At 70.2% G+C, this 12794-nt stretch carries 12 protein-coding genes; 5 read left to right on the plus strand and 7 right to left on the minus strand.

Annotation, left to right across the window (positions count from 1 at the left end; genetic code table 11):
* Positions 1 to 527: 527 nt before the first annotated feature.
* From OG978_RS25880 to OG978_RS25905, 6 genes are all read right to left on the minus strand, one after another.
* A complete protein-coding gene (locus OG978_RS25880) occupies positions 528 to 938 on the minus strand; it encodes a VOC family protein (RefSeq protein WP_326767491.1) in 411 nt (136 codons plus the stop codon).
* Between the two features lie 48 nt (positions 939 to 986).
* The gene (locus OG978_RS25885) at positions 987 to 1379 is read right to left on the minus strand and encodes an AraC family transcriptional regulator (protein WP_326767492.1); all 393 of its coding nucleotides are present in this window, start codon (positions 1377 to 1379) and stop codon (positions 987 to 989) included.
* A 29-nt stretch (positions 1380 to 1408) separates the two neighbouring features.
* Positions 1409 to 1957, minus strand: a complete 549-nt coding sequence (locus OG978_RS25890; RefSeq protein ID WP_326767493.1) for a hypothetical protein — start codon at positions 1955 to 1957, stop codon at positions 1409 to 1411.
* 91 nt (positions 1958 to 2048) lie between these two features.
* A complete protein-coding gene (locus OG978_RS25895) occupies positions 2049 to 2621 on the minus strand; it encodes a dihydrofolate reductase family protein (RefSeq protein WP_326767494.1) in 573 nt (190 codons plus the stop codon).
* A gap of 253 nt (positions 2622 to 2874) precedes the next feature.
* Entirely contained in the window at positions 2875 to 4140 is a 1266-nt protein-coding gene (locus OG978_RS25900; protein ID WP_326767495.1) for a serine hydrolase domain-containing protein, read from the minus strand.
* A 103-nt stretch (positions 4141 to 4243) separates the two neighbouring features.
* On the minus strand, positions 4244 to 6829 hold the full coding sequence (locus OG978_RS25905; protein ID WP_326767496.1) for an MDR family MFS transporter: 2586 nt from the start codon (positions 6827 to 6829) through the stop codon (positions 4244 to 4246).
* 56 nt (positions 6830 to 6885) lie between these two features.
* On the opposite strand from OG978_RS25905, the gene OG978_RS25910 reads away from it, so the two are divergent.
* Entirely contained in the window at positions 6886 to 7164 is a 279-nt protein-coding gene (locus OG978_RS25910) for a hypothetical protein (protein ID WP_326767497.1), read from the plus strand.
* Between the two features lie 52 nt (positions 7165 to 7216).
* The gene (locus OG978_RS25915; RefSeq protein WP_326767498.1) at positions 7217 to 8086 is read left to right on the plus strand and encodes an LLM class F420-dependent oxidoreductase; all 870 of its coding nucleotides are present in this window, start codon (positions 7217 to 7219) and stop codon (positions 8084 to 8086) included.
* A 45-nt stretch (positions 8087 to 8131) separates the two neighbouring features.
* On the opposite strand, the gene OG978_RS25920 is transcribed toward OG978_RS25915, so the two are convergent.
* A complete protein-coding gene (locus tag OG978_RS25920; protein ID WP_326767499.1) occupies positions 8132 to 8635 on the minus strand; it encodes a DinB family protein in 504 nt (167 codons plus the stop codon).
* Positions 8636 to 8857: 222 nt separating this feature from the next.
* On the opposite strand from OG978_RS25920, the gene OG978_RS25925 reads away from it, so the two are divergent.
* The 3 genes from OG978_RS25925 to OG978_RS25935 all read left to right on the plus strand — a co-directional run bounded on the left by OG978_RS25925 (position 8858) and on the right by OG978_RS25935 (position 12769).
* Positions 8858 to 9451: a hypothetical protein gene (locus OG978_RS25925; protein WP_326767500.1), complete on the plus strand. Its 594-nt coding sequence runs from the start codon at positions 8858 to 8860 to the stop codon at positions 9449 to 9451.
* A 224-nt stretch (positions 9452 to 9675) separates the two neighbouring features.
* Positions 9676 to 11991: a Tox-REase-5 domain-containing protein gene (locus OG978_RS25930; protein ID WP_326767501.1), complete on the plus strand. Its 2316-nt coding sequence runs from the start codon at positions 9676 to 9678 to the stop codon at positions 11989 to 11991.
* Between the two features lie 49 nt (positions 11992 to 12040).
* The gene (locus OG978_RS25935; RefSeq protein ID WP_326767502.1) at positions 12041 to 12769 is read left to right on the plus strand and encodes an Imm52 family immunity protein; all 729 of its coding nucleotides are present in this window, start codon (positions 12041 to 12043) and stop codon (positions 12767 to 12769) included.
* Positions 12770 to 12794 lie beyond the last annotated feature (25 nt).

Here is a 12794-nt window from a genome sequence, read left to right on the forward strand (position 1 = left end):
TCGCGTTCGACCTGGGTGAGCCTTCATGGCGCTCATGGCGCCGTTCCGTCGTCCGACCGTCTGGTTCAGCGCTGACCCGCCGGTGGGGAGTGCCGCGGGCAGCCGCACTCCGAGGGGTCCTGCCCCGGGTGTGAAAGCGGCCACGCACATCGTGGGCGAACTCGTTGCCGTCACCGTACGTATGAGTCCGGGCGATGAGCTCTGCGTATCCCTGCGCCACCGCGACGATGCCGTATCTGCTGGAGGCCGTCGTGAGCGACTGGGGCGGAGAGTGGGGCTCCGGCGAGGCCAGGCCACCGCGGCGAGGTATCAAGTCGTTGGTTCGGTTGCCTCACCGAGGCCGCCCGCCGAACAGATCGGCCGGCGTCTGGTACGAGGCCGCAACGGTGGTCGTCCGCGCCCGCTCCGGTCGCGCGCACGCGGGGACCGACGCGCCGGCGCCCCGCCATCCGAAGGGGCTGGGGTCGCATGCGAGCGGGGGCCGGTGCGTCCTCGCTCCGGCCCCCGCTGCGCGATCGGGAATGTGCTCAGGTCTTCGGCTGGGTGAAGCGGATGCGGTTGCCGAAGGGGTCGCGCAGGCCGCAGTCGGTTCCGTACGGGCGGTCGGTGGGCTCCTCGGTGAACTCGACGCCCCGGGTCAGCAGCGTCTCGTACGTCTTGCGGCAGTCGTCCGTGGTGAGGATGAGCCAGCCGCCCATCGCGCCCTTGGTCACCAACTCGCGTACCTGCTGGGCTGTTTCCTCGGACATGGCCGGGGCGCCCGGCTTCTCCAGCAGGATCTGGCGCTCGGGGTGGCCGGGGACGCCGACGGTCAGCCAGCGCATGAAGCCCATGTCCACATCGGCGTTGACCTCCAGGCCGAGCTTGCCGACGTAGAAGTCGAGGGCCTCGTCCTGGTCGAGGACGTATATCTGCGATTGCGTAATGGCGTTGAACATGCGCATCACGCTACTGGGCACGCTCGAAAAGAACTTATCCAAAACTGCTCAGGTGCTCGGCCGCATCCACGTCATGGTGAAACACGTCGGGACGCCCGAGGCCGTCGCTTCCTTGCGGTACGTCCTCGGCGACCGGCCGACGATGTCGTGGAACGTACGGCTGAAGGTGCCCGGGCTGCCGAAGCCGACCTCGTAGCAGATCTCCGTCACGCTGCGGTCGGTCTCCCGCAGCAGGAACATCGCGCGTTCGACACGGCGGCGTTGCAGGTAGCGGTGGGGTGTCTCGCCGAACGTGGCCCGGAACGTACGTGTGAAGTGTGCCTGGGACACGTGCGCGATCCGGGCCAGGGCCGGGACGTCCAGCGGCTGCGCATAGGCGCGGTCCATCGCGTCCCGCGCCCGGAGCATCCGGCGGTTGGTCTCCTCCACGGCGCGGTTCACGGGGCCATCACACCACACGGCATGCACGTCTACAGGCCGGAGTCTTCCTGGCGGGCCCTTGCCCACTGTGCCTCGAAGTCGCTCCGGCTGATCTCCTGGTCCGCGAGTGCCGGGTCGAAGAGGTCCACCACCGGCGGGTTGAACAGCCAGTCGTCGGGGCTGCTGCGTACGGCGGTTCCGTCCCCGGCCACCTCCACCTGGCGAAACCGGCGCCCGTCGGGGCCGACTTCCACCAACTGGTCGACCGGTTCGCCGTCCTCGGCGCCGCCACGGAGACGCAGATGGACGATCTCCCTGTCGGCGAGCGCGCCGAAGTTCGTACGGCCGCGTTGGGCGGCGCGCTCGGCGTGCAGGCCGTCCAGTCCCGGCGGCATCCGGGACGCGTCGATGTCGACCTCCTCCAGCCCCTCGCCGTTGAACCCGGCGAGGGTCTCCGGGTCGGTGATCACCTCGACCCAGGCGAACGTTTCGAGCACCTCCCGCGCGGACCGTGCACGGACCCACCACCACAGACCGCCCATGCCGTAGTCGTGCAGAACGAGGAAGGGCTGCTTGTGCGTGACGTCTGTACCGGCCATGGAGGGGGATCCTAGCGAGGCCCGGCGAGGCCCGACGTGGGGCCCGACGTGGGGCCCGACGTGGGGCCCGGCGCGGGGCCGGGCGGCGGCGTCAGCGGATGACGTCGAAGACGTTCTTCTGCAGGCCGTTGGAGTACGCCTCGTGCTCGACGAGCTTCAGCTTCTGGGTGTCCTTGTCCGTGTCGCTGAACAGGCGCTTGCCCGCGCCGAGCAGCAGCGGGAACACCAGCAGGTGGTAGCGGTCGATCAGGCCGGCGTCCGAGAGGTTCCGGTTGAGGGTGGCGCTGCCGTGGACGATGATCGGGCCGCCCTCGGTCTCCTTCAGCGCGGCGACCTCGTCGAGCGAGCGCAGGATCGTGGTCTCGCCCCAGTTGGAGACCAGGTCGTCCTCGGTGAGGGTGGTGGAGACGACGTACTTCGGCATCGTCTTGTAGTCGGCGAAGTCCGCCATGTCCGGCCAGACCGGACTGAACGCCTCGTAGCTGACCCGGCCCATCATCATCGCGGTGGCCTCCTGCTGCTCGCGGCCCTTGATCTCGAACGCCTCCGGGACGAACTCCATGTCCTTGAAGGTCCACCCCGAGTTCCGGTAACCGGGCTCCCCGCCCGGGGCCTCCACCACACCGTCGAGCGAGACGAAGGCGGTGCTGATCAGGGTGCGCATCTGAGTTCTCCCAATGTCATGTCGTGATTCGCAGACAGTTCGGCCGGTGCCCGCTTCGGCCGGCTTCGCGCCTGCGGTGCACCAACTCATACTGCATGATTGACCGCGGACGGTGGAGAAACTCATCGGTCGTCGCCGAACGAGTCAGCCGCCGATGAACGGTCATGCAGGGCACCGCAGCGGCGACTTCCGGTGCCGCTGCGGCGAGGTGACGGCACCCGGCATCAGCGAGGGCGGCGGCGGTCCGGCGTGCTCAGTCGTTGGAGGACCGGGGGAGGGCGGCGAAGGCGTCGGGGAGCGAGTCGGGGAGCGGGGCGGGCGCCCGGCCTCCCGAGAGCGACGCCTTGTTCGTGGCGGAGGGGACCTTGCCGCAGAACTCCGCCTCGATCACGTTGACGTAGAGCGATCCGTCCTGCAACCAGTCGCCGTTGATGTTGAACGTCAGCTGGTGCTTCCCGTCCTGAGTGCCGACCATCGCGGACAGGGAGCCGTTCGTACGGCCGCTCTTGCCCACCACCTTCACGCCGCAGGACAGCTGCGCGAACTCGAGCCCGAGCCCGAACCCGGCACCGTCGCCCGACGGAACCTCGTCCAGCATCTCCTTCAGCTGCGCGGGCGGCAACAACGCTCCGCGCATCAGGGCGCGTTGGAAGCGGTTGAGGTCGCCGGTGGTGGTGATGATGTCGCCGGACGCGCCCAGCCATGTCATGTTCTGCTCGGTGGCGTCGTGGATCTCGGCGTCGGGGGCCTCCTCGTGGAAGCGGGAGTAGCCGATGGGGTGTGGGTCCGGCATCTGCGGCGATGTGCCGGGGAACGACGTCCCGCGCAGCTTCAGCGGCCGGATGATGCGGCGGGTGGCCTCCTGCGCGTACGAATGGCCCGTCGCCTTCTCGATGACCATCCCGGCTATCACGAAGTTGGTGTTCGAGTACAACGGCGCCTTCTCCGGATCGGGGCGCGGCGGATACTTCAGCGCGATCGCCACCAGTTCCTCGGGCGTGTGAGTGTCGTAACGGTGCTCCGGGAAGCCGGGACCGGCGGCGTCGTGCACGAACGCGGGGTCGTCGGTGTGGTTGGCGATGCCGCTGGTGTGGTTGAGGAGACTGCGCAGGGTGATCCGGCTGCCGTCGTACCCGTTGCCCCGCACCAGGCCGGGCAGCCATGTCTCGACGGTGTCGTTCAGGCTCAGCTTCCCCTCCGCCTCCAGTTGGAGCAGGACGGTCGCGATGAACGGCTTGGTGGTGCTCGCCCCGCGGAAGTGGTCGCCGGGTGAGCGTTCGCGGCCGGTGGCAGTGTCGGCGTAACCGGCCGCTCCGTACCAACGGCCCTCGTTGTCCTGTGTCTTGGCTGCGGCGCCGGGCAGCTTGCCCTTCTCGATCAGATCGCGCAGCGCGGCCTGGGTCGCCTCGTGACCGTGCGGTGGTTGCGCAGCGTGTGCGGGCGGGGCGAATGCGGCCGCCCCCACGACCGCGGCCACCGCCAGAGCGAGCGAGGAGATACGTGTACCCCGTTGCCTCATGCGTCTTGCCTCCAGGTCACCGAGGGGGCGAGTGCCGCCCCCTGCGGTGTCAGTGACGCTCAACGCGGGCCTCAGGGTTGATCGTTGGGGCCAGCTGCCGGGGTCACCGCTTGGGAGTCCGGGCCGTGATCAGCAGACCGGCGAGCAGGCTCGCGAGCAGCGTGAGGCCGACCGTCCACCAGAGGGTGACGGAGTACCCGCCCACCACCGCGGTGTTGATCCGATCCAGGGTGCTGGAAAATGACTCCGGAAGGCTCTGCCTGCTGAGCGGGAAACCGGCCTTGGCCGCATCGACCAGGGGCGCGGGAATGTCCGACGCATTGGTCAGCCGAGCGGAGACCGCAGAGGCGAGGATGCTGATGAACAGGGGCCAGGCGGCCCAGCCGCCCAGGTTCTGGGCCGCGAGGACCATCGCCGAGGTCCCGCCGGAATCCTGCGCGGCGACTCCGCCGGTCGCGGTGGTGAAGAGCGGCGTGAGGGCCAGGCCGACACCGAAGCCGATGAGCAGTGTGCCCGGCAGCACCTGGGCGGTGTACGCGCTGTCGGCGTCGATCCCGGTCAGGATCGCCAGACCGACCGCCGTCAGCAGCAGGCCCGGCACGATCAGATTGCGGGGCGCCAGCCGGTGGCACAGACGGGCGGCGACCTGGGTGGAGGCGACGACGGCCGCGCCGGCCATGGGCAGCAGGGCCATACCGCTCCGGGCCATGGGGTATTCGAGGACGCCCTGGAGATACCTGGTCAGGATCAGGAACGTGACGAGCAGGCCCAGGCCGAGGAAGAACAGGGTGAGGAGGGAGCCCACACGGTTACGGTCCCTGAGGACGTACGCCGGGACGAGCGGGCTGGGCGAACTGGCCTGCCGCCGCACGAGGGCCAGCAGCAGGAGGGCGCCACTGGTGAGGAGGATCAGGGTCAGGGGGGTGGCCCAGCCCGTCGCCTCGGCCCTGTCGAAGCCGAAGGCGAAGGCGATGAGCGCGCCGGAGCCGATCACCAGGCCCGGTGCGTCGAGACGGGCAGGGGTGCGGACCGGGTGGGGGTCGTGCACCAGGGGGGCCGCGCAGATCGCGATGACCAGAGCGAGCCCGGCAGCGGCGTACATGCACACGCGCCAGCTCTGGTTCTCGACCAGCGTGGCGCTCGCGAACAGGCCGAACGCCATGCCACTGCCGGCGACCGCGGCGTAAATGCCGAAAGCCCTGCCGCGTTCCTTCGGATCGCTGAATCCGGCGGAAACCAGGGCCAGCGCGGACGACGAGAGCAGGGCGGCGGACATGCCCTGGAGCGCGCTGGCGAGGATGAGCAGGGCGGAGGAGGGGGCCAGGCCGGCGACCGCGAAGGCCGCGGCGAAACCGGCCGAGCCGATGATGAACACCCGTTTGCGGCCCAGGAGATCGCAGAGATGCCCGCCGAGCAGCAGCAGCAGGCCGAAGGCCAGCATGTAGGCGGTGGAGAACAGGCGCATGTCGTCGGAGGAGGCGCCCAGTTCGGCGTAGATGGTCGGCAGCGCGGTGTTCGTGATCGCCGTGCCGATCAGTACCAGCAGCTGTGCCGGCGCGGCCATCCCCAGCCCCCACCACCGCATGGGGTGCGGAGCCGGTGGACCTGCCGGGGCGGGGGCCGTCGGCAGGCCGCCGGGCGCCTTGCTCAGGGGCGGCCCGAACCCCGGTGACGGGTGGCGATCCGCCGGTGCCGTCGGGCTGTAGGCGGGCTGCGGGGGGAGTGGCTGGGGCCGGTCGGCGTACTGCGGCTGGGCCGGGACGCGCGGGTCCGGCTGCGTGGTCCTCGTCTCCGGGGCGAAGTCCAACAACTGTGCGGCGTGCCGCCCGAGTTGGGCGAGTACCGAGCCCGGCAGCCATTCGCCGTCCTGGTCGGTGGCCGTGCGGGCGGCCACGTCGGCGGGCGTGGGCCGCTGCGCCGGGTCCTTGTGCAGACACGCGCGTACGAGGTCGACGAGTGACTCCGGTACGCCGGTCAGGTCCGCCTCCTCCTCCGCGATCCGGAAGAGGTGCGCGTTCAGGCCGGTCTCCGTGGCACCGAAGAGGAGGCGGCCGGTGGCGGCGTAGACGAGAACCGCGCCCAGGCAGAACACATCGCTGGCCGCGGTGAGTTCGAGGCCGCGCACCTGCTCGGGCGACATGAAGCCGGGGGAGCCGATCAGCATTCCGGTGCGGGTGTGCAGACTGTCCCCGGCGAGGCTGTCCATGGCCCGCGCGATCCCGAAGTCGATCACGCGCGGCCCGTCCACCGTCACCAGCACATTGGACGGCTTGAGGTCGCGGTGGATCAGGCCCGCACCGTGCACCGACTGCAGGGCCACGGCCAGGCGGTTGGCGAGAGTGCGGACCGAATGCTCGGGCAGCGGTCCGAAGTCCTTGGCGACCACGGTGGTGAGATCGGGGCCGGGGATGTACTGGGTCGCCACCCAGGGCACCTGCGCCTCGGTGTCGGCGTCGAGCACGGCCGCCGTCCAGGTCCCGCCCACCCGCCGGGCGGCCGCCACCTCGCGCGTGAACCGCTTGCGGAATTCGGGGTGCTGGGCGTGTTCGGCCTGCACCACCTTCACGGCCACGGTCCGTCCGGCTTCGGAACGGCCGAGGTACACCAGGCCCATGCCGCCGGCGCCCAGACGGGCTATCAGGCGGTACGGGCCGATGTGCAGGGGATCTTCGGTGATCAACTGGTCCACGGAAATAAGATAGTTGAGGTATCCAACCCGTGGTGGCGAGTCGCGGTGAAGGATCGGTGACGTGCTCGGCCGAAACGGGGTGGTCCTCGGCGCCCGTCGGCGACCCGGTCGCGGCCCCGCACCGCCGGCCGGCCTCGTTCCGGCGCTACCGCGCCGCCCTGAGCGAGGTCTGCACGGAGCCGCCCACCGTCACCCACCTGGGCGAAGTCGGCTGGCGGCGTAGGAGCGCGGCGGGCCCGCCTCGGGCCGTGCCCATGAAGTCGCCGCCCACGTCGTCCGCCGACCGGCCGACGACCTTCGTCCGCCGAAATGCCGACGACCGGATCCTCGCGTAGCGTGACAGCCGACTACGCAAGGTGGTCGAGCTCGTCGGGCGGGAGGCGGGACATGAAGCTCGGTCTGCACTACTGGAACTACTCGACCCCGGCCGACCCCGCGCTCATCGCGCCCACCCTCGCGGAGTCGGTGCGGATCGCCGAACAGGCGGGGATCGCGTCGTTCACCGTGATGGACCACTACTTCCAGATGGAGACCGGGCAGAGCGTCGCCGACGAGCCGATGCTGGAGGGGTACACCACGCTCGGCTACGTCGCTGCGGTGAGCGAGCGGATGACGCTCGGCCTGATGGTCACGGGCGTGATGTACCGGCACCCCGGTCTGCTGGCGAAGATCGTCACCAGCCTCGATGTGCTGTCGGGCGGCAGGGCCAGGCTGGGTATCGGCGCCTCCTGGTACGAGCGGGAGCAGTACGGGCTCGGGGTGCCGGTGGTCCCGGTCGCCGAGCGGTTCGAACGGCTGGAGGAGGCGATCCGGATCTGCCTGCAGATGTGGAGCGACGACAACGGCCCGTTCCGGGGCAGGCACTACCAGCTGGCCGAGACGCTGTGCGTGCCCGAGCCGATCGGCGGGCACCCGCCCATCATGATCGGCGGCGGAGGCGAGCAGAAGACCCTGCTCCTGGTCGCCCGCTACGGGGACGCGTGCAATCTCTTCGCCACCGACCAGGAGGAAGTGGCCCACAAGCTCGACGTGCTGCGCGCGCACTGCGCCGCGGAGGACCGTGACTACGACGCCATCACGAAGACCGTGATGTACAGCGGCCCGGTGCTGGACAAGCCGGCCGCGTTCCTCGCCGACGCGGAGGCGTACGCGAGCCTGGGCATCAGCGAGATCCAAGTGCTGCCCGACCGGCACCCGGTCAGCTACACCCACCAGGTCGCCGAACGCATCGCACCCGCCGTCGCCGAGATCGGCTAGCCGACAGCGGCGGCGGCGCGTGCGTGCGTCGCGCGCCGAACGGCCCTACCTGCCGGTGGTGCCGTCGACGATCTCCCGGATCGCGTCGAGATGGCCGTTGTGCCGGGCGGTCTCCTCGATCAGATGCAGGACGATCCAGCGCAGGTCGGGGCTGCTGCCGTCGTCGCGCGTGCGCCTGGCCGATGCGTCCAGGTCGTTGGAGGCGACCAACTCGCGGTAGCGGGTGGTCCGTTCCTCGTACAGCGACAGCACATCGGCGAGCGGCATGTCCACCGCGATGCGCATCTCGCGGTCGGGGTCCTCGTCCGTCCACGGCCCCTCGTCCTCGCCGCCGAGGAAGACCACCTCGAACCAGTAGTACTCGACCCAGCTGAGGTGGTTGATCAGCCCGGCGATCGTCATCAGGGGAGAGCCGGGCAGCGGGGCCCGGCGGGCACCGTCCGGGGAGATGCCCTCGCACTTCGCGCGCGCGGTGTCGCGGACGTAGTCGAGGAAGGTGGCCAGCTGGGTGCGCTCGTCCCATGCGGGAGGCGAATCGGTGCGTGTCATCGACGTACACGATCCGCGATGGGCCGCCTCCTGTCCATCGCATTGTCCAATGGGGCCCGCCCCTGGGTCCCTGGGCCCACGCCCCGGAGATCGGGCCTCATTAGGCTCGTGCACGACCAAACTGCGAGCCGTCTGGCCGGCGCTCGGCACGAGCGCCTGTCCGGCGTGCCCGCACGCACCTGGAACTGCACGCTCCACCTGTCTGCATGGGGTGATGTGTCGATGAGTGACGGTTTCTTCTACTCCTACCACCTCGGCTGGAGCCGCCCGGACTCCGAGTCGCTCTTCAGCGATCTCGACGCGGCGGGTCTGCGGCTCAGCCACCCGGTCACGAGGCGGGTCACGCTCCTCGGCCCGGGACCCGGTCCGCGGGGCACCCCGTCGTGGGTGACCAGGGAACAGCTCGTGCTCCTGGCCGGACTGCAGCGGCTCGACAGCGTCGACTTCGTGTTGTGGGTGAACAGCGGGGCCGACGTTCCCGCCCGTATCCGTCGGATGAGGGACGGAGTCGTCGCGCTGGAATTCGGGTTCGGCCGACTGGACCGGGACGAACAGGAGGTGGCCGCGAGGGCGATCAGGGAGGCGATAGGGCGGGCCTCCGTGCTCTGCATCGGCTTCGTCGTCGACCGCGAGGGCGCCTCCGTGGCGACCGACTGGAGCGGTGTCGTCATCAACGGGACGACATACTTCGACAGTTGGCCGGACACGCTGGCCGTGCGGCACGAGATCGCCGCGATGCAGCCGCAGTTGGCCGGCGTGGCCTCGTACGACCAGTCGCCCTGGATGCTGTTCGGGAGCGAGGTCCCCGTCCGGTAGCGGCGGGTCCGCTGTTCCGAAGCTCCGCTCCGCTCCGTGACGTCCGTCGGAATCGGCAACTTTGAGCCTTGCATTGGGTCCTGAGGCCCATGCCCCGAAGGGTGCCGGTGTGGTCGGATGTGTGGAGTGGCTGAACTGTGGCCGTACACCGACAAGCTGGGGGACTCGTCGTGTCTGGCATAGGCGGATTTGCGGTTTCGGGTGGTGCCGGCGGGAGTGCAGCCGTGCACCAGCAGGGCGGCAGGCAGTCGCTGCCGCGCCCGTTGCAGGCGGTGCTGATCCTCGTACGGCTCCTCTTCGCAGCCGCCGTTCTGGGTGGCATCGGTGTGCTGACCGTGGCGTCGGCGGTCAACGAGGTGGACGGCCGGCTGTTCGGGCTGCTGCTGTACGCGGCGCTGCCGAGCGTGGCCGCGTTCGTGCTCTCGCTGTACGCGCGCACCGGCGGCGTCTGGATCTGGCGCGGACTGCTGGCCGTACACGTCTGGCTCACCTTCGGCGCGCTGGCGACCCTCGGCGGGGACGGCGGTGGGCGCGGCGTCACGCAGCTGGTGATGCCGGTCGCCGTCGTCGTCCTGCTGTTCCGGCCCAGCTCGCGCGAGTGGTTCGAGCTGCCTCTCGAACAGCGGGCGCCGCACCGGCGGTTCAGCATCGCGCGCATGATCAGGTGGCGCCGGGACGACGCCGGTCAGACCGCGATGGAATACCTGGGCATGGTCCTGGTGGTCGTGGCCCTCATCGGCGGACTCGTCGTCACGGGGATCGCCGCCCAGCTGACCGGTGGGATGCAGGACGCGATCTGCCGGCTCACCGGGAGCGCCTGCCCCGCGCCCGGCAGCGATGTGGAGGCGGGGCCCGGCAAGGACTCCGGCGGCTCGTCCGCTTCCGGCGGTACGGACTCCGGTGGGTCGACCGCGTCCGGTGGTACGGACTCGGGCGGATCGGGCCCGGCAGGGTCCGGTTCCGGTTCCGGCGGGTCGGACGTGGCCGGGGGCTCCAACGCGGCCGGCGGGACCGACACGGCCGGCGGAACCGGCACATCGGGCGACTCGGGGTCCGGCTCGGGCGGCTCCGGAAGCTCCAGCGGGGGTGACACCGCCATCCAGGTCGACGACGGTGGCGACGACGTGGACACCTCCGGGGAGCCGGACGGCGGCGACGACCAGGACGACACCGGCAACGGCGACGAGGAGAAGCCCGGCGAGAGCTGCACCTCGGGCGTCGGCGCGTTCTTCTCCTGCGCCGCACACCAGACCGGCGGCTTCTTCGAGGGCCTGATCGGCGACGGGCTGTGGGGCGACATCACCGGCACGATCGACACGGTCATCCACCCCGTCGAGGCGTGGAACGGCCTGATGGACTACGGCAAGAGCCTCGGCGACAAATGGAGCCAGGACTCGAAGGACGCCGGGGACAAGTGGTCCGACGGCGACTACCTCGGCGCGGTCTGGGACTGGACCAAGGCGTCCGGCGGCACCGGCATCAAGGTCCTCGACGACATGTTCATCGGCGATGAAGTCCGGGACATGTGGAAGGAAGGCAACGAGGGCCAGGCGATCGGCACCGGCCTCTGGAACATCGGCTCGCTGTTCATCCCGGGTTACGGCGAGGCCAAGCTCGTCGGCAAGTTCGGAAAGCTGGGCAAGCTCGGGAAACTCGGCAAGCTGGGCGAGGTCGCCGAGAAGGCTTCGGATGCCGCGAACAAGGCGAAGAAGGCCGCCAAGGCGGGCGACATCGACGGCGCGGAGAGGGCCGCGCAGGAAGCGCAGCGGCACGCCGACGACGCCGCCGAGGAGGCAGGCCTCAAGGGCTGCACCGTCGGGATGGGCGGTCGCGTCCGGGTCCCGTTCGGCGGCGGGGCCGAGCTCGGGGTGCCCGGCTCCCGTACCGGCGTCATGGCCGGTCCGCGCACGGCCGTGCCCGTCGGGTTCTTCGCCGGGAAGTGCGACGAGGTCGACCCGGAGAAGAAGGCCGCCGCCGACGAGGCCCAGCGGCTGGCCGACGAGGCGAAGAAGGCCGCGGACGCGGCCAAGCGCCGGAAGGCCCTGGAAGACGCCCAGAACCAGCCGAAGCCGGCCTGGTACAAGGACCTCAAGGACCCGCCGGCCGGTGCCAAGGACGGCGGCGAGGGCAACTGGCAGGAGATCAAGCCCGGCGTCTGGAACTACCCGACCGAGATGGGCGCCCGCTACCAGGAGCAGATCTCCAAGGTGGGCCGCGGCAAGGAGTACCGGGTTCCGCTGGACAAGCTCACGGGGAAGCCGGTCGACTTCGACGGCTGGGACGCCTCGCGGGGCACCTACCTGGAGGCGAAGTACGGGTACAAGGGCAAGGACTTCTACAACGCCGACACCGGGGCGCTCACCCCGAAGGTCGCCGACCGGTGGGCGGACCAGGCGACCCGTCAGGTCGACGCGGCACGCGGCAAGCCGGTCGAGTGGCACCTCTCCGACCCGGACGTCGCCGAAGCGGCGAGAGAGATGTTCGAGGAGAGGGGCATCCCGGTTAAGGTGATCCACACCCCGGGGGATGTGACCGGCTGAACGCCGTACGGGGAGGCGAACCGCAGACCGAAGCCGAGGAGAACGTGTCGTGCTGTACGTCGTAGTCAACGGCCTGTGGGGCCTTCGCGGGGAAACCGTGCGGAGCATCGCCGAGCGCTGGTCCGGCACTCTCACCGCGCTCAAGGACATCGACGGCCCGACCTTCGACGTATGGCACGAGTCCGAGGACGGTCTCGCGTCCGATCCCCTGCTGGAGCCCTCGGTTCCCGCACTGGTGGAGTACATCGAACGGAAGAACACGGGCCCCGACCTCGACGTGGTGGGGTACACGACGTCGCTGTGGGCGCAGAATCCCGGTGCGGCGAATGTGTCCACGGCGATTCACGCGGGCAGCACGTCGCTCCACGCGGCGAATTCCGTCTCCCTCGTCCTCCGGTCGCGCGAGGTGGACGAATCCGCGGAAGTGATCCGGCGCGCTCCGGAGGTTCTGCGCATCCTCGCGGAGAACTGGGAGATCGACGCCGGGCAGGTGTACAGCAAGCCTCAGTACCGGGCGGTGACCGAACGATTCGACCTGGGAAACGCCGACCCCCGCTGCGGCCGTGCGGTCTTTCTCTCCGCCGGGCGTGCCGCCCTCGCACCCGAAGGGCTGCCCGGAACGTACGTCCGCACCGCACACGGTGGACTGGTCATCGACCTCACCCGTGGCGGTACGGAGTCCCCGGCCGTCGAGACGATCATCGAGGCGAACGCACGACTGCGGGAGGCCGGGGCGCTGGAGAAGCTCCCGGTGCCGTTCGACCGGGCCACGTTCTGACTCCCGCGCGCCCGTGAGCGGCGTG

This window comes from Streptomyces sp. NBC_01591, assembly GCF_035918155.1.
Lineage (GTDB): Bacteria > Actinomycetota > Actinomycetes > Streptomycetales > Streptomycetaceae > Streptomyces.

What these genes read in the sequence shown, in the direction of transcription:
- OG978_RS25880 (WP_326767491.1), bottom strand. Translation starts at nt 938, where the DNA reads ATGTTCAACGCCATTACGCAATCGCAGATATACGTCCTCGACCAGGAC.
- OG978_RS25890 (WP_326767493.1), bottom strand. Translation starts at nt 1,957, where the DNA reads ATGGCCGGTACAGACGTCACGCACAAGCAGCCCTTCCTCGTTCTGCAC.
- OG978_RS25895 (WP_326767494.1), bottom strand. Translation starts at nt 2,621, where the DNA reads ATGCGCACCCTGATCAGCACCGCCTTCGTCTCGCTCGACGGTGTGGTG.
- OG978_RS25900 (WP_326767495.1), bottom strand. Translation starts at nt 4,140, where the DNA reads ATGAGGCAACGGGGTACACGTATCTCCTCGCTCGCTCTGGCGGTGGCC.
- OG978_RS25915 (WP_326767498.1), top strand. Translation starts at nt 7,217, where the DNA reads ATGAAGCTCGGTCTGCACTACTGGAACTACTCGACCCCGGCCGACCCC.
- OG978_RS25920 (WP_326767499.1), bottom strand. Translation starts at nt 8,635, where the DNA reads ATGACACGCACCGATTCGCCTCCCGCATGGGACGAGCGCACCCAGCTG.
- OG978_RS25925 (WP_326767500.1), top strand. Translation starts at nt 8,858, where the DNA reads ATGAGTGACGGTTTCTTCTACTCCTACCACCTCGGCTGGAGCCGCCCG.